Below are 22008 nucleotides of genomic sequence, written 5' to 3'. Positions count from 1 at the left end.
TGCCCCGCCCGCAAACGCCTTGAACGGCCGCAGCTGCAGATACGCAAAGCCCCTGAGCTCCCGCAGCCAGGCGTCGTGACATTTGGTTGAGACGCCTCTCATGGAGGACCGATGAAAATCGCCATTCTCGTTGGCACTCGCCCGGAAATCATCAAGATGGCCCCGGTTATTCGCGAGTGCCAGAAGCGAAAACTCGATTACCTCATCATCCATTCGAAGCAACATTACTCCGAGAGACTCGACGGGATCTTTTTCTCCGAGCTCAATCTCCCTCCCCCGAAATACAATCTGAATGTCGGCTCCGGCGGTCACGCCAACCAGACTGGCCGCATATTGATCGAGCTCGAGCCAATATTGATTTCGGAGAAGCCCGACGTACTGCTCGTTCAGGGCGATACGAACACGGTCGTCGCCGGCGCGCTCGCCGCGCACAAGCTTCATATCAAGGTCGGTCACGTTGAGGCCGGATTGCGCTCCTTTGACCAAACCATGCCCGAAGAAAGCAACCGGATCATCGCAGACCATATCTCGGATTATCTGTTTGCCGTCACCGACCTGCAGGTCGACCATCTCATGAAGGAAGGCCTGCCGGGGTCCAAGATTTTCAAGGTTGGCAACACGATTGTCGACGCTTTGCTTTCTCATCGGGTTCAAGCGGAGAAGAACAGCCGAATTCTTTCCGACCTGAAACTGCAGAAGAATGAATACTACCTTTTCACATCCCATCGCGCCGCGAACGTCGACGACCCGGACGCGCTGAAGGAAATCATCCAACTGATCACCCAAATGTCCGGCAAGGTGTGCTGGCCGATCCACTATCGGACCCAGAAGGTCATCAAGGAAAACAATATCGATCTGCCTGCCAATCTGACCTGGACCGAGCCCGTCGGCTATTCTGATTTCCTGACCTTGCTGTCGAATTGCTCGGCCGTCATTACGGATTCCGGCGGTGTCCAGGAAGAAGCCTGTATCCTCGGCATACCCTGTGTGACGATTCGCGATGCCACGGAACGCCCCGAAACCGTGGAGGTCGGCGCGAATATTCTGGTCAACCGTGACCCGGAGGCGATGGTCTCCGCTCTCAATCGCCCGGTGAGACCCTGGACCAATCCCTTTGGCGATGGCCACACCGCCGAGCGGATCCTCGACATCGTCACGGGTCAAGTTGTGCAGCCGGTTTCGCGGAACCAAGAAACTGTTTGCGTTGTCGGTCTTGGCTACATGGGACTTCCGACCTCCCTCTTGTTTGCGAACGCGGGTGTAACGACCACAGGCTGCGACCTCAGCGAGAGGAAGGTGAACGAGATCAACAGCGGCCATTGCCCTTTCGAAGAAAACGGCATTCCGGACCTGTTGAGCGCGGCCTTGAAGACCAGGAACTTCGAAGCTCGGACGAAGCCTGTGGCGGCGGACGTTTTCATCGTGGCCGTACCGACCCCGCACCGGAACAAGAAGTGCGATTTGTCTTCGGTCCTTTCGGCCGTGGACAGCCTGCTTCCCGTCCTGAAGGACGGAAATCTCCTGATCATCGAATCGACGATCAAACCGAAAACTTGCGAAGACATCATCCTTCCGATGCTGCAATCGAAACATCTGAAGGTCGAAGTCGCGCACTGCCCGGAACGCGCGATCCCCGGCAACACGCTGCATGAGATCGTGCACAACGATCGCATCATTGGTGCCTCGTCACCGGAAGCGGCACAAAGAGCGGCACGCCTCTATTCGACCTTCACGAAAGGCGCGATTCACCGGACCAATCTCGTGACCGCGGAATGCGTGAAGCTCATGGAAAACACCTTTCGCGACGTCAATATCGCTCTCGCGAACGAGTTCTCCCTGATTGCGGACAAGTTCAAATTCAACATCTCGGCTGCGATCAAGCTTGCCAACAAGCATCCGCGCGTCGACATCCTGCAACCGGGTATCGGAGTCGGGGGCCACTGCATCGCCATCGATCCGTGGTTCCTGACCGAAGACGTCGCCGATCGGAACCTCATCCGCACGGCGCGCGAGCTGAACGATGACATGCCGAAGCATATCGCCGAGCGGATTTGCAGCAAGATCGGATCATCCGCTCAGCGAATCGGAATTCTGGGAGTGAGCTACAAGCCGGATGTCGACGATGCGCGCGAGACTCCGGCTTTGCAAGTGGCAAAGCTTCTGTCGAAGAACTACAAGATCCGCTGCCACGATCCGTTCGTGAAGCAGTTTGATCTCGAGCTGTTCCCCATCGAACAGGTCGACGGGTGGGCGGACGTGCTGGTGATCCTTTCGAATCATAAAGTCTATGCGTCCAGGACGTTCGGATCTCCGCTGCTTTCGTTTGACAAGCTGATCAACGCCGACGCTGGTGCAATTTCCGGCCTGGGGCCATAGACGCGTGCATCGACTGAGTTGATGCAAACCCGCCGTCGCAACGCTTCGCGAGCGAATTGCTGACGTGACGCCGTGCCCGGCGCGAAGTGCGCTATCGTTCCGCAGGGGCGCAGCGCATGGGGTTCAAAAGCGGGCCTTCTATGTTGCGACCTTGAACGTACGCAAGAAGATCTCGAGATTCGTCAGCGACCAAAGAATTTTCTCGTGATTCTGCCGACCTTCAAGGTGTTCTGTGACAAGCCTACGCAGCTTGGGGGCCCTTATCATTTGCGCCAGCCTTGAACTTTCGCTCACCAGCATGTCTTGCAGGAAATCACGGTACGGGCCTCTGAACCAATCTCCGATCGGGACACGAAACCCGACCTTTTTCCGCCGCAGGATCTCCGGCGGCAGGATATTGTCCATCGCAGCGCGCAGCACCGTCTTGCCCCCCTTTCCCCCGGTCAGAAATTCGTCGGGGAAGCGTGCAACGGTGCCGGCCAGCGCCGTATCCATGAACGGCATCCGGCCCTCGATCGACCCCGCCATCATCATTCGATCGCCACGCTCCAACAAATCATCCGGAAGCCAGGATGTCTGATCGAAGAACAGTGTGCGGCGCAGACAGGATTTGAGCCCGGACGAGTACGGATAAGCGTCCGGCGGCGTTGCCGATAGCGGACGATCCAGCATCTCCTGGGCTTCGGCGACCGAGGTGCCGCCGAACCACAGCCGCATCCGATTTGGAAGGTCGCGCTCGCCCGCGGCCAATGCAAGAATCTTTACGCGCCGCATCCCGTAGGGCAAGGAACGCACCAGCGGGTATATCAGCCCGTCGTGCAACGGGCGCGGCATCAGCCATTGGTAGAGTCCTATCCATTGCTCGGCGCGATGCTTCGGATACCCACCCATCAACTCGTCGGATCCTTCGCCGGTGAGCACCATCTTCACACTGCGAGAGGCCATCTCCGAAAGCAGAAGGATCGGGATGTCCGATGTTTCGCTGACTGGGGCACCACGCCGCAGGACGGCGGTTGGCCAATGTGCGAGGAAGCTGTCGGGCTCGACGACCAGTTCATTGTGAATGGTGCCAAACTGGCGCGCAATGACACGTGCATGATCGAGCTCGGAGTATTCCGCTTCCCGAAAACCTACCGAGAAAGTCCGCACCGGTTCCGCGCTATGCCTGACCATGGTCGCGACGACCGCCGACGAGTCGATGCCACCGGAGAGATAGGCGCCGAACGGCGCATCACTGCGCATGCGAATTCGGACGGACTCATCGAATGTCTGCCTGAACAGGGAAATCGCATCATGGAATGATTTGACATCCGGCGCGGTCGTCGACACTGGCGGCGCAAAATAGCGTGTCGTCTTCAGCGTTCCGTTCTGCCACACGGCATAATGACCCGGCGGCAGCTTCTTCAGCTTGCGAAAAAACGTGGCAGGGCCCGGAACGTACCGGTTGAGGAGATAATGCCCGAGGGCTTCGGAATCGAACTCTCGGCTAAACCCTGGAAATTGAATGAGCGGTTCGGTCTCCGAGCCGAAGAGAAAACCACCGTCCAGTTCGCCGACGAACAATGGCTTTTTGCCGAATGCATCGCGGGCAAGTATGAGCCGCTGCTCCATTGCGTCCCACAACGCAAAGCCGAACATGCCGCGAAATCTGCGGATCGCGTCAAGCTGCCACTCGCGATAGGCCTCTATGAGGACCTCGCTGTCCGAGTTCGTGCGAAACCGATGGCCGAGACCGACAAGCTCTTCCCTTAGTTCAACATAGTTGTAGATTTCGCCGTTGAAGATCAGGTTGAAGCGGCCGTCCTCACTCGACATCGGCTGCGCGCCGCCACCGATGTCGATGATCGAGAGCCGGCGGTGGCCGAAGCCGATTTGGAATCGCTCATCCGCCGTTCCATAAATCCGGTAGCCCGAACCGTCCGGCCCCCGATGTGACATCAAATCGGTAAGCTTGATGAGAGTTTCGCGGTCCTGATGCCTGGCGGGCCCAAGAACCCATCCGAATATCCCACACATTGCTATTGCCTTATCTGGACGATGGAAGATCGCTCGCGTCAGCGCGGGCTAGCGGCGTCGACCCAAATTGAAGCATGGCAGTGTGTCGCTCGCGGCTGGTGAACACCTTAGACCGAATGGCCCACCCCACCCGCGCCGGGCGGCAGCCCGCCGTGCGCTCGCGGTGCCATGCCCAACCTCTGGCGTACAATGGCTCGGGCCAGAATGCCGGCGAATAGCGTATTGGTCTTGGCATATCGCCACCACATGCGTCCCGGCTCCTGATAGACGCGGTAAAGCCATTCGAGCCCGAGTTGCTGGACGCGAACCGGCGCCCGCCGTACCGCGCCGGCAAGGACATCGAACGAACCACCGACCCCCATGATGAAGGGAACACCGAGCGTATCGCGATAGGACGCAAGAAACCGCTCCTTGCGCGGCGACGGCATGCCGATAAAGAGGCAATCCGCGCGACTCGACCGAATGTCCCGGACCACGTCTGCCTCCTGCTCGCGTGTGAAGTAGCCGTCCCTGAGGCCTGCGAACGCGATCGAGGGATGCTTGTCGCGGACTCGCCGCGCCGCCTGCTGCAACACGACCGGGGTCGCTCCCAGAAAATACGGTTTGAACCCCTCCCTTTCACAGAGCGCAAGAAGCTCGGTGAGCAGATCGACGCCGGCCACGCGAGACTTGACCGGCAGGCCGAGTGCCCGCGCGCCCCATACGATGCCCATGCCATCGATGCTGATCACATCGCTGCTGGCGACATCGGCAGCCAGCACCGGATCAAAGCGCATGCTGACCAGCTTGGCGACGTTGAGCGCAACATGCTGCAAGCGCTGCTGGCTATGCATCGCCGTGCGTGCGAGCTCGACCGTATCGGCCATCGTCAGGACATCAATGGGGCACCCTAGAAATGACGCACGCATCGCCACCTCCCGCTCGCCGCTGCGCGACGCACGAAGTCTGAACACCTCGATCTTCATCAAGGCGACAATAGCTTTGGACGATCTGAGCAGGTGCAAGCAGAAGGGGTGGTGGCTGGGGCTGAGTGGCTAGCCAATTGGGAGTAGTCGCGTCGATTCTCGGCCGCTGGCGCTCGCCCTGGGTCCGCCGGCGTGGGAACGGTGGACCACCTACAGCGGCGATCGCCGCGCAATCCTGTGCTTTCGAACCGTCGCTAGCGCGGGCCGCGATCTGTCTGCCTGGTCCAATGAGCACCGGCTGAACGCCACGCTTGTGGGTAGCCAAGAATGGTAAGGTCGCGGAGATTGTCTCGTCTTATGATCTGCAGCTAGCTGGGCATCACGGACACTATCCGCCCGCGTTCCGCGGCGTTCTCGGACGAGCGTCGGATTTGTTGTCCCGGTTGAGGCTCGCACCATTGCCGAGCATGGCTCCGCGTCGCGTGCTGACAGATTTCGGTGTGTTTGATGAGCAGGACCCTGAATCCCCTTCGGTTGCTGGTAGCCACACCCTACGGTGCGCATGGCCGAGGAGGAATTGATCGCCTTACGGATCTCATCATCGATACGATCGACCAACGCGGAGATCTCGACGTCAAGGCCGAGCGACTGGTCACCAGGGGACAGAAGAGCATCTATTGGGGAGCGGTGGTCTTTGCGCGGGCGCTGTTTCAATTCTGTCTCGCCGCACGACGCGGGAAGGTTGACCTCATCCATATTCATCTTGCATGGCGCGGAAGCGCGTACCGCAAGCTGATCATCGCGGCGATGGCGCGCCATTTTCGGGTGCCCTATGTCGTTCATCTTCACGCCGGCCAATTTGATCAGTTCTGGGCAGAAGCCGGGCCAAAGTTGCGTCGAAGCATCAACAGATTGTTCGTGGATAGTGCGGCGATTATCGTGCTGGGCGACTATGGTGCGCGCGTCATCCTCGATCGGCTTCCCGGCCTTCGCGATAAGATAACGATTCTTCCGAACGCAAGCACGTCGCCGAGCCATCCAAATCCGGACCGATCGGAATCCGGGCAAACGCGCATTACCTTTCTCGGCTTTCTTGAACCAGACAAGGGTGTGCCACAACTCGTCGATGCGCTCGGAAGGCTGGCATGCCGCGCGGACTGGCGCGCGACCATCGCTGGCAGCGGAGACATAGAGCAAACCCGCGATCACGCTCGACGTCTCAACATCGCCGATCGCATCGACTTCCCGGGCTGGCTCGCTCCTTCAGAGACCGCGGCGCTGCTTCAGCAGACCGACATTCTCACACTCCCATCTTTCGTAGAATCTCTACCGATGGCGGTCATCGAAGCCTTCGCTTACGGTATAGCTGTGGTCGCAACACCTGTCGGCGCGGTTCCCGAAGTCGTCACCCACGAACGCAACGGGCTCCTGGTGCCCGTGGGGGACGCTGCAGCACTTGCCGATGCGCTTAACCGATTGATCGAAAATGGCGCGTTGAGGCGCCGTCTGGGCGACGCCGGCCGCCGCGACCACGCGGAACGATATGAGATCAATAGCTACACGAGGCGACTGGCATCGGTCTGGCGAAAGGCCGCACGATGTCGGGGGCCGGAGACGCGTGCCTGAGCGGCCCCGCGGCCTCAGCTCACCGTCGCGCGCCCTCGGCCCGAAACATCCCTTGCCGCGGGCTGCCGATGGGATCGGCCGGCAAGGAGCGTTTGCGCTGCAAGCTGCACCCCATTCATTCGCGCCGCGAACGAAATTTCGGAGTCAAAGGCGCTGCCCACCCCAATGCGGGGAAGCGCAAACTGGTTGAGACGATCGGTGCCCAGCTGACCGTGCCGCGTTGTCACGGCGGTCGCAAAGCCCGCCTCCTTGGCGAGATGCTCTTCACGCACACCGCACGCGCCATACGGATAAGCGTGGTGCCGGACGGGCAACTGAAGCAGGTTCTCGAGATAGTTGCGGTTATCGGCCAATTCGGCGCGCGCCGAGGTCGTATCAATGGTCGCCAGCGCTGCGTGCGAGGTCGTGTGCCCGCCAATCGATGCGAGGGGATGACGCGATAATTCCTGAAGCGCGCCCCGATCAAGGAAGTATTGGCTGTTCAACCTCGATAGCGAAATACCGGCGTCGCTGAAGGTCTGCGCAAGCATTTCGGCACGCCTATAATCCTGGTGAACCCACTGGTCGACTTTCGTCAGGGCGAGCCGTTTGCTCTCGAGGTCATGACAATGAAACCGCATACCCATTGCATCGATTGTGACATCATCCCTGGAGCGAAACAGCTCGCGCAATCCCAACCACCAGCACTGCATGGTCCGCGTTAGCGCAGCGGTCGGCACGTACATCGTGAACGGAGCGTTGTTGCGCTCGAGGATCGGGAGCGCCACCGAGATATTGTCCCAATACCCGTCATCGAAAGTGAGGACCGCGTAGCGGCGCGATTGGTCGTTCGAGGCGAGCCGCTCAAGGCACTCCTCCAGGCTGACAATCGCCCATCCTTCTTGTTTGAGCCAACCGAGCGAGTATTCGAATAATTCAACAGAAGTGCCGGTCATCAATTCCGACCGACAATCCCGCTGGATTTCGTGAAACATGACGATCACCGCCCTGCCGGCGAAGATCCTGCGAAAGACCGGGAAAAAACCGGCGCTCCCGATTGCACGAAATACAAGGTCTTTGAGCTGTCGCTTCAATTGAGGCGATCTCCGCAATGGTGACCCGTTCGGCGCTGGCGAGACCGATGCTCAGGCACAACTTCGATACCAGTCTAGCCAAACGCTGCGAATAACACACTTCGATTGAGTTCAACCGGTGCTCACGTTGTGGCTACTCCATCATGAGTATGGCCGGAGTCGTGGACGATTGGTATCGTCGGGAATGGCCTCCCAACTCCTCATGGACCCGAAACGCGAGCACCACTACAAGGTGGAAATCGCGCTTGCGGACAGGTTACGAAATTCTTCGCGCGCGGATCGCAAGCATCTTTACACCTCGGTGTACGAAGAGCTGTTTCGCGAGGTGCCGTACCACCCGCTGCTCGTGCTCAAGAGCCAGGGGACGAAGCGGGCCGAGTTGCAGGAGCTGTTGGAGATTCTCCGTCCGTTCCTTGAGCGCGACACGGTCTATGCGGAGATCGGGGCTGGCGACTGTGCGCTCACGATGCTCGTCGCGCCGCACGTGCGAAAGGCCTACGCGATCGATGTCTCCGAGACGGTGACGCGCGGCGCGAGCGCCCCGAACCTCGAAGTGGTGATCTCCGACGGCATCAGCATTCCGGTAAAAGCGACGCTGATCTTCTCGAACCAGCTGATGGAGCACCTCCATCCGGAAGACGCGCGCGACCAGCTCGCGAACGTGTTCGCCGCGCTGGAGCCCGGCGGAAAATACTTCTGCATCACGCCGAACCGTTTGAACGGCCCGCACGACGTCTCGGGCGGCATCGACGACGTGGCGCGGGGCTTTCACTTGCGCGAGTACACCAATCGTGAGCTGGCGAGCCTGTTGCGCTCGGCGGGTTTCGCGCGCGTGCAGGCTTTCGTCCGTATCCGCAATTTCCAGACGACGCTGCCAGTGGGCGTCGTGACCGCGCTCGAAACCATCGTCGGCTGCCTGCCGCGGAGCCTCGGATGGCGCGTATCGAACTTGCCGATACTGCGCCGCATGCTCGGAATCCAGCTCATCGCGACCCGTCGCTGAGACGCGGCAGCCCGCGAAGGGCAGCCGTATCGAGCATCCGGGCGACCAGCCTCTTCCGAAAGTCGCTCTGACATCCATTGGCGCAGCGGTCAGCACGCACGACTGCGCATCCGCAAACCGAATTCAGGCGAGCACGGGTTCAGCACCGCAGTGGCCGGCGCCTCGCGACCCGCATGCCTGATTCGCCGACATTGTAGGGCGACCTGCTTGACTTCTGCCGCCAGGACCGGATCAAGCTACCTCGGCCAATCCGATGGAGCATTTTTCCACCGATATATTTGACCGACAAATGGAACCCGAAAACAGCCTATCTAGCGCGTTTCGGCGAAAATACGTGCGTATTGCCCAACATACATGGGTTTAAAATCACTTTTTCGAATTTTTTTCGCCATGTTTACTAATTAGCCAACCGAGCTAGCAGTCGGGGGGGCCAATCCCACTGCCTTGGAAGTCCGCTCGCCGTCCGAGACTGCGATGCGTTGAAATGAGTTCGCGGCGCCAGGCGCTGTGAGCTGCGGTATGTCGCGCGCCTTTCCATGGCGCTGCGGCACTGGAATCTCATGTCAACGTCAAGGCTACAACTGGAGGCCTGAATTGGATACCACTGGCACGATTACGTCGTTTTCGTCTACGCCGCAAACGTACCTTAACATTGGGGGCGATCGCTACTACGTGCAGACCTCAGGCAAGAGCTACAGCCTGACCAATCCCGATCCGCAGACCCTGCAATTCACCATTCAAGCCGGCGATCGCGCCTGGTTCGATGGATCAAGTGTCGATCGCGCCGAAATCATGTGGGCGGGTACGGCGGGAAGCACGACGACCCAATACGTCCCCGCGGGAACTCCGATCGCCATCGACTACCAGTTCGCGGTGCAGGCCAACGGGCCAAACAACACGTTCATCAACAACGCATGGTTTTTCGTTACCGCCGAAATGCATGACGGCGGCACCGTGTCTGGAACCTCGCCGCCGTTCGCGATCCAGCTGGCCGGCGACCATCTGCAGCTTGTCGCGCGCTATGTCCTGCCTGGCGGAAATCCCGCCCAGGGCTCCTCCGACCTGCATAATCTGGTTCTTTGGACCGACCCGAACCCGATTGTTCCGGGGAAATATTACGACATCAACATCCAGGCCAACGTCTCGAACAGCGGCGGCGGCTATCTCAAGCTGGCGATCGACGGCCAGCAGGTCGTGAACTATTCCGGCCCGCTGGGCTACGGCTCACAGACCTATTGGGAAGAAGGCCTCTATCGGAATTCAGGCCCGACCGAGAGCGTGACCGCCAGCTTTCGCAATCTGACCCTGGTCACCGGGTCGATGGCAAGCGGCTGGCAGGGTGTGGGCGGCACGACGACCACGACAAACGTCGCGCCGACAGTGACGCTGGCCTCCGCTTCACCGGGGACCGGAATCGAGCATGTCGGCGATACCATCACCATGACGCTCGGCTTCAGCGAAGCCGTGACCGTCACCGGTACGCCGACACTGTCGCTCAATGACGGTGCAAAGGCCACCTATGTCGGCGGCTCCGGCACGAGCACGCTCACCTTCAAGACCACTGTCGCGTCGACGGACACCAATACCTCGGCGCTCGCCATCACCGGCGTCAATCTGCCGAGCGGTACGAGCATCAGGGACTCCGGCGGTCTCGCTGCGAACCTGGCGGGCGCGGTGAAGGTATTCTCCGGTCTGCAGATTTCGACGACATCGACCACGACCACAGCGACCACACCGACGGCGCCGATATCATCAACAACGCCGACGACGCCGACCTCGTCCGTGACCAAACCGGTCCTTACTATCGCGGATAACACGCTCTGGGTGGCCGGGAGAGGCGGCACGGTCGACCTGGGGACCCAGGTGTCGACGACCGATTCCAACGATCGGGTGACCGTTAGCATCACGGGCCTGCCGAAGTACGAGACGATCACCGACGGGCTCGATGGTCGGACTTTCAGGGGGAGTAACATCACCCTGACGGCTGCGCAGGTCGACAGCGGATTGACGCTGCAATCGAACTACAGGGGCAATGCCCATCCGGTTGCGACACTCACGCTGACGGCAACCGCGACGGACCCGATCACCGGCGCCGTGGCATCGGCCGCGCCGCAGACCATCACCGTCACCGATCCGCGACCGACGTCGTGGACCACGACGTCGTCGCAGACCATGACGACTCCTGCCTCGACGCAGCCGCGCCTGGACTCAGGCATCAGCACCATGACGGCAACCGCGCCGCAGCCGATCGCCGCGACGAATCCCGCTACGACTACCACCAGCGCGGGGGCCCTGGCGACTCGGGGCTTTGCCTTGCTGGATCAGCATATGGGCTCGGCCACCAGCACTCTGGCGACCACCAGCCCACAAGCGATCGTGACCGATCCCCAGCTCGCGACGGGTAGGGATACGGCGTCCCTGGCGAGCCAGAGCTTCGCGCTGCTGAACCAGTACATGGCCGGTAATACCGGCCGGGTCGATCCCGGGCAGATCGTGGCGACCGTGTCGCAAGCGACCGGTACTGGACTGGCAGCTTTCCTGGCCAGGCCGCACTGATCAGGCTTCCGCACCCGGGCGCATCAGCGCCTGGGTGCGGCATCATCAAGTTTGGAAATGCAGAGAAGGAAGATCAAACGCGGCCGGTAGCCGCGAAGGGTTGAGTAAAAAAATGGCGATCCAGAATGGAAATGCCCATGCCGCAGATCTCGGGCTTCGAGCCCTGGCTCTGTTCCTGCGCCTGCATGGCGTGAACGCCGAGCCTGACCAGCTCCGCGATCGCTGCGGGAGCAGCACGATAGGCATCCAGGCCCTGCTGCGCTGCGCGGGCGAGTTTGGCGTCAAGGTCCGTTCGCAAACAATACGCTGGAAGCGACTTGCGAGCATCCAGCTGCCTGGAATCGCCTCACTGCGTGATGGCGGATTTCTGCTACTCGGCAAGGTCGACGACAACGGGGCGCTCGTGCTGCACCCGACTGCGGCGCAACCGAAGCTGATCTCCCGCGCGGAATTCGAGGCGATCTGGGACGGTCGCTTGATCCTGGCCGGGTCACACGACATCGCCAACCGCGTGCGTCAAGTCCTTGCCGGCATGGCTGTCCGCGGGCGCGAGCTGGTGGAGCGCGCCCGCCGGGCCCTGATGACTGCGCCATCCGCCGATCGACACGATATCCCCGACCTTGACGCCGACGCCGAGACCGAGCGCGACGATCAGTCCGGGCTCATTGCCGTGGCGATCTTGCTGCGTTGCCACGGCATCGCGGCCGACCCTGGCCAGATCCGGCATCGCATGGGCGCAGCGCGGCTGGGTGTGACCGAAATCCTGCGTTGCGCCAAGGAATACGGGCTCAAGGCCCGGGCACAACGGTCGAGCTGGAACAGGCTTGCGGTCACGCCGCTGCCGGGCATCGCCCTGCTGCGCGACGGCGGCTTCCTGATCCTCGGCAAGATCGTCGATGACAAGCTGCTGGTTCAGCGCCCATTGTCTCCCCAGCCCGAAACAATGACGCAGACCGAGCTCGAGGCGATCTGGGATGGCGACATCATCCTGATGACGCGGCGCGCGTCCCTGACCGACCTCTCCCGCCGTTTCGATATCAGCTGGTTTGTCGGCGCGATCCACAAGTATCGTCGTCTTCTCGGCGAAGTTCTGGTCGCCTCCTTCTTCCTTCAGTTCTTCGCCCTCATCTCACCGCTGTTCTTCCAGGTGGTCATCGACAAGGTGCTCGTGCATCGAAGCATGAGCACGCTCGACGTTCTGGTCATAGGCCTGGTCGCCCTGACCGTGTTCGAGGCCATTCTCGATACGCTACGCGTCTATCTGTTCGCGCACACCACGAACCGCATCGATGTCGAGCTTGGCGCCCGGCTGTTCCGGCACCTGATGGCGCTGCCGATCGCCTATTTCCAGGCCCGCCGGGTCGGCGATTCCGTCGCACGCGTCCGCGAGTTGGAGAACATCCGTCAGTTCCTGACGAGCTCGGCGCTCACGCTCGTCATCGACCTCTTGTTCACCGTCGTCTTCCTTGCAGTGATGTTCTATTACTCGACGACGCTGACGGTGATCGTTCTGGCGTCATTCCCGTTCTATATCGGCATCTCCGCGTTCGCTGCGCCGCTGTTCCGCCGCCGGCTCGATGAGAAGTTCAATCGCGGCGCCGAGAACCAGGCCTTCCTGGTCGAGAGCGTCACGGGCGTCGAGACGCTGAAGGCCATGGCGGTCGAGCCTCAGATGCAGCGCCGCTGGGAGGAGCAACTTGCCGGCTATGTGGCCGCGAGCTTCCGCGTGCTTAGCCTGAACAATACGGCGAGCCAGGCGGTCCAGATGATCAACAAGCTGGTCGTCGCGGCAACGCTCTACTTCGGCGCCAGACTTGTGATCGGTGGCGATATCAGCGTTGGCGAGCTTGTCGCGTTCAACATGCTGGCCGCACGGGTGAGCGCACCGGTGCTGCGTCTCGCGCAGATGTGGCAGGATTTCCATCAGGCCCGTCTGTCGGTCGATCGCCTCGGCGACGTCCTCAACACCATCCCGGAGCCGAGCTTCAGTCCCGGCCGTGCCGCGCTACCGCCGATCCGCGGACAGGTTACGTTCGACCATGCGACGTTCCGCTACCGCATCGACGGTCCCGAGGTGCTGCACAATGTGTCATTCAACGTGCATCCCGGCCAGGTCGTCGGCATCGTCGGCTCGTCCGGCTCGGGCAAGAGCACCATCACCAAGCTGATCCAGCGTCTCTATGTTCCGGAGAGCGGTCGTGTGCTGGTCGACGGCGTCGATCTCGCGATGGTCGACCTGACCTGGCTGCGGCGCCAGATTGGCGTCGTCCTGCAGGAGAACGTGCTGTTCAACCGCTCGATTCGCGAGAACATCGCGCTGGCCGATCCGGCGATGCCGATGGAACGCGTGATCGAGGCGGCCACGCTCGCCGGCGCGCACGACTTCATCCTGGAACTGCCCGAAGGTTACGACACCGTCGTCGGCGAACGCGGCAGCAGCCTGTCCGGCGGGCAACGCCAGCGTATCGCGATCGCGCGCGCGCTCATTACCGATCCGCGCATCCTGATCCTCGACGAGGCCACCAGCGCGCTGGATTACGAAAGCGAGCGCGCCATCCAGCAGAACATGAAGCGAATTGCCGCCGGCCGGACCGTGTTCGTCATCGCTCACCGGCTCTCCACGGTGCGCAATGCGAACCGGATCATCACGCTCGAGCATGGCCGCATCGTCGAGGACGGCAGCCATGATGAGCTGATCCGCTCGAACGGACGTTACGCAAACCTCCATTATCTGCAGGCCGGCATCCATGACGTCCGCTAACCGAAACATCGTCCCGTTTCCGAGAAATCCGGTTCCGGCTCGCCGGCGCGAGTACGAAATCGCGTTCCTGCCGGCGGCGCTCGAGATCACCGAAACGCCGCCGTCGCCGGTCGGGCGCGCGATCGGCGCGAGCATCATCGCGGTCTTCTGCCTGGCGCTGGCGTGGGCGTCGTTGGGCAGCGTCGATATCGTCGCCACCGCGACGGGCAAGATCGTGCCGGGCGGGCGCACAAAGTTGATCCAGCCGTTTGAGACGGGCGTCGTCCGTGCCATCCACGTCCGCGACGGCCAGACCGTGAAAGCCGGCGACGTGCTTATCGAGCTCGATCCGACGATGACGGAAGCCGACAACGAACGCCAGAAGAGCGATCTCCTCGCGTCCGAACTCGACGTCGCCCGCCTGCGCGCTGCGCTGGCGGACGATCCGCTTGCTGCATTCAAGCCGCCCCAGAATGCAAGCGCCGCCGAGATCGAGATGCATCGTCAGTTCCTGATCAGCCAGCGCGCCGAACAGAATGCCAAGCTCGCCGAGATCGAGCGCCAGCGGGGGCAGAAGGAAGCGGAACGGGCGACCACCTCAGCAAGCGTTGCAAAACTGCAGGCGACGATCCCCGTGCTGCAGGAGCGGGTCGACATTCGCAAGGGCCTGGTCGAGAAGGCATTGGCCTCGAAGGTCGTCTATCTCTCCGAGTATCAGGAGCTGGTTGCCATGCAGCAGGATCTCGTCCTGCAGCAAAGCCGGCTGCGCGAGGCCGATGCGGCCATTGCCCTGCTGAAGGAAACGAAGGACAAGACCGCGGCAGAGTACCGGCGTACGACCTATGACGCACTCGCGAAGGCCGAACAGAAAACCGCTGGTGTCGCGCAGGAGGTGGTCAAGGCAGAGCGGCGCACGAAGCTCCAGCGCTTGGCTGCGCCGGTCGACGGCGTCGTGCAGCAGCTCGCCGTTCATACCATCGGAGGCGTCGTGACGCCGGCCCAGTCACTCGCCGTGGTGGTCCCGAGCGAGAGCCAGCTCGAGATCGAGGCCATGCTCTCCAACCGCGACATTGGATTCGTCCATCCCGGTCAGAAGGCAGAGATCAAGGTCGATACGTTCAACTTCACGCGCTACGGGCTCCTCCACGGGGACGTGCTCAGCGTGTCGTCGGACGCCATCACCCGCGACAGGCCGCAGGGCGCCAACGACCGGACGTCGGGCGCCGCGCAAAGCAGCAGCGAGCCGAAAGGCCAGGAGCTGGAATATGCCGCGCGCATCTCACTCGACCGCGCGCATATGCAGATCGAGGACAAGCTGGTCAAGCTCGGCCCGGGCATGGCGGTGACGGTCGAGATCAAGACCGGCACGCGCAGGATCATCAGCTACCTGCTTTCGCCGCTGGCGCGCTACAGGCAGGAAGCCCTGCGGGAGCGATAGACGAGCGCAGCCGTCGATCAGCATTGCGGGCGGCGTGAAGCGCTGCCCGCTTTGGCTGTTGGAGGAAGTCAATGGCGACTGCCGCATACCGCGACGCCACCGCGCCAGCGAAGACAAAGCAGCGGCCGCTCCTGAAAAAAGGAGCATGCGAGGTATCTCACACGGATTATTGCTTGCAGCGCGGCGCCACCGCAGACTGACGCAGCGGCAACAAGCCGCACTGCACGCCTGCTGGAAGCCTCTCCGTGCCTCCAACAAGCACCTGGAGATGCCAGAGTGAGCGACGGAGCGATGCTGCTTCCTTTACCGCGCTCCTTGTCGGACGAAGTGGTGCTGTGTCCCGATGAGCAGCCCATCGCGCTTTCGCAGCTGACCATCTTCACCCGGTGGTGTCAGGAGCGAACGGGACGCCGCTTGCCAGACCATGCAGCGGTGGACCAGTTTTCGGTGCAGGAGTTCCGGAGCTTCTGGCGCTATTTCCAGGAGTGGTCCGACCTGCCCCTGGAGGGGGCGGTCGAACCGGTTTGTGTCGGCGATGAATGCGAGACCGCCGTCTTCTTCCCGAATCTCCGTCTCAACTACGCCGAGTGCATGCTCGGCGGCAATCCCGAGCAGACGATACTGACGACCTGCCACGCCGGCGGCAGCCGCGACCGGCTCACGCGCGGTGCGCTGCGCGTCGCAGTTGCTCGGCTGGGGAAGTCCCTGCAGCGGCTGGGAGTACGTCGAGGCGACCATGTTGCGGCAATCGCACGCAACAATGCCGAGGCGGTCATGGCCGCCCTGGCGACCGCTGCCATCGGCGCCACCTTCGCCAGTTGCTCGCCGGACATGGGCGTGCCCGCCATCCTCGCGCGCTTCGCCCCGCTCAAACCCGTGGTGCTGTTCGGCTGTTGCGCGGCCGAGGCATGGGATCCAGGCATGCCCGTCGCCGAGCGCGTCGCTGCGGTGGCGGCCGGTCTGCCGGACCTGGCCGCAATTGTCGCGTTGGACCATGGCTCGCTTCCGGCGCCGACGGCTCCCCTGCATGCGCTTGCCGATCTGCTGCGCGACGGGTTTGGTGGCGAGGACCCCGGCTGGCTTCGCCATCCGTTCAACCAGCCCCTGTTCACGATGTTCTCCTCCGGCACCACGGGCGCGCCGAAATGCATCCAGCACGGCGCCGGCGGCACCCTGCTGGAGCATCTAAAAGAGCACCGGCTGCATTGCGATCTCGGGCCGGGTGACAAGCTGTTGTTCCAGACCACCTGCGGCTGGATGATGTGGAACTGGCAACTCTCCGCGCTCGCCTCCGGCGTGGAGCTCGTCCTTTACGATGGGCCGCTCGAAGGGCCGGACACCTTCTGGCGGATCGTGGCCGAGCAGGGCGTGACCGTGTACGGCACCAATCCTGCCTATCTGCAGTTTTGCGAGAACGCAGGTTTCGCCCCTGGGCGCGTGTTCGACCTTTCCGCCCTGCGCGCCGTGCTCTCCACCGGCTCCATCCTGCATGCCCGCCAGTACGACTGGGTTCACGACCAGGTAAAGGCGGCGATGCCGCTGCAGTCGATCTCGGGCGGCACCGACATCATCGGCTGCTTTGTGCTCGGCAATCCGAACCTGCCCGTCCACCGGGGCGAGGCTCAGTGCCGTAGCCTCGGCCTCGATGTCCGCTCGCTGCCGCCGTCTGACGATCCGACGAGTCCGACCGGAGAGTTGGTCTGCGCCAACCCCTTCCCGTCCCGCCCCCTTGGCTTTCATGGCGATGTCGACGGTACTCGCTTCCATGCCGCCTATTTCGCCCAGAACCCCGGCTTCTGGACCCATGGCGACATCATCGAGGCGACGCCCTCTGGCGGTTGGCGGCTGCATGGTCGTTCTGACGGGGTGCTCAATGTGCGCGGCATCCGCATCGGCCCCACGGAGATCTACCGCATCCTCGGTGAGATCGAGGACATCGTCGAGGCGATGGCGATCGAGCAGCAAGCAGAGGAGGAGGTGGGCGGCACGCGCATGGTTCTTCTGGTTGTGCTGCGCAAAGGCCTGATGCTCGACGATGTGCTGGCGAAGCACATCCGCACGGAGCTTGCACGGTGTGGTTCGCCGGCCTTCGTGCCGGCGTGCATCGGACAGGTCGATGCGCTCCCCGTCACCTTCAGCGGCAAGCGGTCCGAAGCCGCAGCGCGGGATGCGGTGAATGGGCGTCCCGTGCGGAACCGTGACGCCCTGCAGAATCCGGATTGTCTTGATGCCATTGCCAGGCATCCCGCCTTTCGAGCGCCTCCGGCAATCAGGCCGTCGCGCGAACGCATGCTGGGCCGCAAGGGGATCCCGGACGGTGACGAGCTGCGGCGGGAGCTGCAGGAGATCTGCGAGCGTGTGCTCGGCGTCTCGCCCATCGCCTGGTCCGACAATCTTCTCAACGTCGGCGCAGACTCGCTGGCGGTGCTGAACCTGTTGTTCGAGATTGAGGATTATACCGGACAGCCCCTGCCCCTCTCCGTCTTTCTGGCGGCGCCGTCGATCGAAGGTTTGACCACGCCCCGATCCGCTGGCGGAATGGCGACGACCGCACAGCAGGACGGTCGATCGATCCCGCATCTCCGTGCAATGAGTCCCGACGACAGGGAGCCGGTCTGTCGCTTCCTCGAGCAGAGCTTCCGCGAGTTGGGCACCAACGCAGCCACCTGGCGGCGCCTGTTCGAGCATGGCTGGTCCAATCAGGCGGGCGGATTTGTGCTCCTCGACGGCAACGTGGTCGTCGGCTTCATCGGCACGGTCGTTGCCCCGCGGCAGGTCGACGGAAAGCCCGCGCTCGTCTGCAACATCTCCTCCTGGTCTGTCGATGCGAAGTACCGCGGCTGGGGAATGGCCTTGCTCGCCGCGGCGCTGCGCGACGGGAGCCTGACCTATACGGCCTTCACGTCGCAGCAGACTTCCTGGCCTGCTCTCCTGGCGCAGCACTTCACGCCGCTGGAATCCCACAGGATCGTCATGCCGCCATTGGTTCAGGTTGAGACGCTGTTCTCGCCGAACCGGCCGGTCATCAGTCTCGACCCGGTCGCGGTCCGCGCGAGGCTAACCAGCGAGCAACGACAAATCTTCGACGATCACGCGCCATTTGATTGCTTGCAACTCACTGTGAGCGACGCGGCCGACCATGCCTTCCTTGTGGTGAAGCGACGCGTGCACCGACTCAACGGGAGCAGACTGGTTGGGCTCGCCAAAGCTCTGCCCATCGGCATCCCCTATTCGGACATTCTTTACTGCAGTGCGCCGGAACTGCTGTCGCGGCATCTCGAGCGCATCAAGCTGGCGATCCTGCGCCGGCAGCGGACGGCAGCACTCGTCGCGGAGGCTCGGCTCTTTGCCGTACGGCCACGGGGTTTGGTGCGCCCGCAGCCCACCTGTTACCGTTCCCCGCTGCTCGCGGCCGGCGACGTCGACAGGCTGTATTCGGAACTCGTGCTCCTGCCCATCTGAGGCAGAACAGCAAAGGCTTCAGGGCCGCAACAGCGGTCGATCAGCCCAGACGCTAGCGCATGATCCGGAAAAGTGTGAAGCGGTTTTCCGAGAAGATCATGCTCAAACAAGAAGCTAAAGCGCGATGACGATTCAACCCAATCTCATCGCGCTTTAGCGACGCAACGCTTCCAGGCGGGCTTTTGCCTCCTGGATTCCAGCGGCGGCGGCCCTGGCATAGAGGCCTTGCGCCTTGTTCGCATCGCCCCGTGTGCCGTAGGTCCCCCATTTCGCGAGCGTCAACGGGTCGTAGGTTTCTGCCAGCGCGAAGCTCGCTTGGGCGCTCCCCATCTCCACGGCGCGCTCGAGCACGAGCCGTGCCGCACCGATGTCGCCCTGTCGGAGCAACGCAGCCGCGCGCGCAACCAGGCCGGTCGCCACCGCAGCTTGCTCCGAACTGACGGGCGCCCGAACGGGCGCTGCCGGCGCAACGGCCAGCTCGATGGACTTGTCCCGCGGCGCACCGGTCGCGGCGGCGCTGGACCCGAGCGCAGCCGTGCGCCTGAGCTCGGTGGCTTCGTTTCCAGCTACCTTGCGGGCTTGCGCCTCGTACGCGTGGATCGCACTCTGCGACAGGGAGACGTCTTGAGCCATCGCCTCGCCCCACGCGCGCGACGGCCTCGGCCCGGCAGCATCGGCTTCCGCCGCCTGGTTTCGCCGCAAAGCGTCCTCGCCCGCCTTTGGCGCCAGCGCGGTCCGGGTTTCGACATCGCGCCGCGCCGCCGCCAGATCCTGCTCCAGCCGCGCCGAGCGCTCCCGCTCCTGGCGCAGGGACTTCTGCAGCTCCGCGGCGCCGCTCTCTGACGCCTGCTTCAGCCGGGCGGTCTCCTCGCCTGCCTTCGTCGCCAGCGCAGCCTGGGTCTCGCCATCGCGCCGCGTCGCCGCCAGATCCTTCTCCAGCCGCGCCGCGCGCTCCCGCTCCTGGCGCAGGGATTTCTGCAGGTCCGCCGCACTGCTCTCTGACGCTTGCTTCAGCCGGGCGGTTTCCTCGCCTGCTTTCGTCGCCAGTGCAGCCTGGGTCTCGCCATCACGCCGCGCGGCCGCAAGGTCTTTCTCAAGTCCGGCAGATCGCTCCCGCTCCTGACGCAGGGACTTCTGCAGCTCCGCGGCGCCGCTCTCCCACGTCGCCTTCAGCCGGGATGTTTCCTCGCCCGCCTTCGTCGCCAGCGCAGTGCGGGCCTCGACATCGCGGCGCGCCGCCGCCAGATCCTGCTCCAGCCGGGCGGACCGCTCGCGTTGCTGCTGCAGCTCCGCCTCGCTTCTTTGCCCCGCCGCTTTCAGCTGCGACGCCTCCTTGCTCGCCTTCGCCGCCAGCGCGACCTGGGTCTCGACGTCGCCTCGCGCCGCAACAAGATCCTGCTCCAGGCGTGCGAGCTGCGCGCGCTGGTCCGATGCGGGTCTGGTCGACGTCGCGCCGTTTGCGGCAGCCTGCTTGAGTTCGGACGCGTCGTCTTCGGCTTTGCGGGCCTTGGCCTCGTATGCATAGATCGAGCTCCGCGCCAGCGAGAGGTCCTGTGCCAGCGCATCGGCCTTGGCGCGCGATTGCTTCAGCTCGGCCGCACCTGCCTCCGCGGCCTTCGTCCGCTGCAAGACTTCCTCACCCGCCTTTGCCGCCAGCGCAGTCTGGGTCTCGACATCACGCCGCACTGCCGCAAGATCCTGCTCCAGCCGCGCGGACCGCTCGCGTTCCTGTTGCAGGGATGTCTTCAATTCCGCCGCGCCGTTGTCCACCGTCTGTTTCGACCGCGAGACTTCCTCGCCTGCCTTTGCGGCCAGTGCGGTCTGGGTCTCGACATCGTGCCGCGCTGCCGCGAGATCCTGCTCCAGCCGTGCGGAGCGCTCGCGCTCCTGCTGCAGAGATGTCTTCAACTCAGCCGCACCGCTGTCCCCCGTCTGTTTCAGCCGGGACGCTTCCTCGCCTGCCTTTGCTGCCAATGCGGTCTGGGTCTCGACATCGCGTCGCGACGCCGCGAGACCCTGCTCCAGCCGCGCAGACCGCTCGCGCTCCTGTTGCAGGGATATCTTCAACTCCGCCGCGCCGCCTTCCCCCGCCTGCTGCTTCAGCCGGGACGCTTCCTCACCCGCCTTTGCTGCCAATGCGGTCTGGGTCTCGACATCGCGCCGCGCCGCCGCGAGATCCTGCTCCAGCCGATCCGCCCGCTCGCGCGCCTGTTGCGCGGCGTCTTGCAGTTCCGCGGGCCCGGCCTGGGCGGCCTGCTTCAGCCGGGTGGCCTCCTCGACCGCCCTGGCCGTCAGCGCGGTCTGGGCCTCGAGATCGCCTCTCGCCGCCGCAATACCCTGCTCCAGCAGGTCGGCCCGATCGCGCTCCTGCTCCAGGCGTTGCAGCAGCTCGATATCTCGCCTTGCGTTGACGAGGTCGCAGGACAGAGTCTCCGCCCAATGGGGTTCCTGGTTCGGAGATGGCCCTGGATCGCTCGTGGTCGCTTGCTGCAGCGGTCTGTCGTCGGTCGCCTGCTGCGCATCCGCCGAGGCTTGCGGCGGTTTAGGGGCTCCCTGTGCTTGCGGAGCGCAGGCCATCGCAAGCACGGCGGCGGCCACCCACAGGGACGCCGATCGTCCCCGCGCAGGCAGGAGCTTCACTGTCTTCCGAGCAAACGGCGTCTTGTCCAAAATCGCGGCCCAACGTGTCTGTGATATTGCCGCCGGTCCTTGCTTCGCCACGGCCCGTGCGATCGATCATCCTGTTCAGGATGCGCCATCATGCGGCCGGCCTCGACGCAAATCCTATAACCCTCTTGGAGGACCCGTCCCCC

11 protein-coding genes are annotated in these 22008 nt (G+C 63.0%); 7 read left to right on the top strand and 4 right to left on the bottom strand.

Going from position 1 to position 22008, the window contains the following annotated elements:
- Positions 1 to 111: 111 nt before the first annotated feature.
- Positions 112 to 2376: a non-hydrolyzing UDP-N-acetylglucosamine 2-epimerase gene (gene wecB, locus JQ604_RS14005; RefSeq protein ID WP_212357978.1), complete on the top strand. Its 2265-nt coding sequence runs from the start codon at positions 112 to 114 to the stop codon at positions 2374 to 2376.
- Positions 2377 to 2514: 138 nt separating this feature from the next.
- Here the strand turns inward: wecB and asnB are convergent, their stop codons facing one another.
- Both asnB and JQ604_RS13995 read right to left on the bottom strand, forming a co-directional pair.
- Positions 2515 to 4392, bottom strand: coding sequence for an asparagine synthase (glutamine-hydrolyzing) (asnB, locus tag JQ604_RS14000; RefSeq protein WP_212357977.1), 1878 nt, complete (start codon positions 4390 to 4392; stop codon positions 2515 to 2517).
- 107 nt (positions 4393 to 4499) lie between these two features.
- Positions 4500 to 5357, bottom strand: coding sequence for a WecB/TagA/CpsF family glycosyltransferase (locus JQ604_RS13995; RefSeq protein ID WP_283817991.1), 858 nt, complete (start codon positions 5355 to 5357; stop codon positions 4500 to 4502).
- Between the two features lie 447 nt (positions 5358 to 5804).
- On the opposite strand from JQ604_RS13995, the gene JQ604_RS13990 reads away from it, so the two are divergent.
- Positions 5805 to 6923, top strand: coding sequence for a glycosyltransferase family 4 protein (locus tag JQ604_RS13990; protein ID WP_212357976.1), 1119 nt, complete (start codon positions 5805 to 5807; stop codon positions 6921 to 6923).
- A gap of 14 nt (positions 6924 to 6937) precedes the next feature.
- Here JQ604_RS13990 and JQ604_RS13985 read toward each other — a convergent pair whose 3' ends face one another.
- Positions 6938 to 7996: a polysaccharide deacetylase family protein gene (locus JQ604_RS13985; protein ID WP_249158246.1), complete on the bottom strand. Its 1059-nt coding sequence runs from the start codon at positions 7994 to 7996 to the stop codon at positions 6938 to 6940.
- Between the two features lie 184 nt (positions 7997 to 8180).
- Between JQ604_RS13985 and JQ604_RS13980 the strand changes: the two genes are divergently transcribed.
- From JQ604_RS13980 to JQ604_RS13960, 5 genes are all read left to right on the top strand, one after another.
- Positions 8181 to 8999 (top strand): class I SAM-dependent methyltransferase, encoded by an 819-nt coding sequence (locus JQ604_RS13980; protein WP_212357975.1) that lies wholly within the window; start codon positions 8181 to 8183, stop codon positions 8997 to 8999.
- A gap of 672 nt (positions 9000 to 9671) precedes the next feature.
- Positions 9672 to 11555 (top strand): heparin lyase I family protein, encoded by a 1884-nt coding sequence (locus JQ604_RS13975; protein ID WP_212357974.1) that lies wholly within the window; start codon positions 9672 to 9674, stop codon positions 11553 to 11555.
- 112 nt (positions 11556 to 11667) lie between these two features.
- Complete coding sequence (locus JQ604_RS13970; RefSeq protein WP_212357973.1) at positions 11668 to 14316, top strand: type I secretion system permease/ATPase; 2649 nt, start codon at positions 11668 to 11670, stop codon at positions 14314 to 14316.
- A complete protein-coding gene (locus JQ604_RS13965) occupies positions 14303 to 15733 on the top strand; it encodes an HlyD family type I secretion periplasmic adaptor subunit (RefSeq protein WP_212357972.1) in 1431 nt (476 codons plus the stop codon). The genes JQ604_RS13970 and JQ604_RS13965 overlap by 14 nt, the downstream gene beginning before the upstream one ends.
- A gap of 276 nt (positions 15734 to 16009) precedes the next feature.
- The gene (locus JQ604_RS13960; protein ID WP_212357971.1) at positions 16010 to 19195 is read left to right on the top strand and encodes an acetoacetate--CoA ligase; all 3186 of its coding nucleotides are present in this window, start codon (positions 16010 to 16012) and stop codon (positions 19193 to 19195) included.
- Positions 19196 to 19348: 153 nt separating this feature from the next.
- Here the strand turns inward: JQ604_RS13960 and JQ604_RS13955 are convergent, their stop codons facing one another.
- On the bottom strand, positions 19349 to 21793 hold the full coding sequence (locus tag JQ604_RS13955; RefSeq protein ID WP_212357970.1) for a hypothetical protein: 2445 nt from the start codon (positions 21791 to 21793) through the stop codon (positions 19349 to 19351).
- Between the last annotated feature and the right edge of the window lie 215 nt (positions 21794 to 22008).

This window comes from Bradyrhizobium jicamae (assembly GCF_018130695.1).
GTDB classification, from domain to species: Bacteria; Pseudomonadota; Alphaproteobacteria; order Rhizobiales; family Xanthobacteraceae; genus Bradyrhizobium; species Bradyrhizobium jicamae_B.
This window is presented reverse-complemented; position numbering and strand designations above follow the sequence as displayed.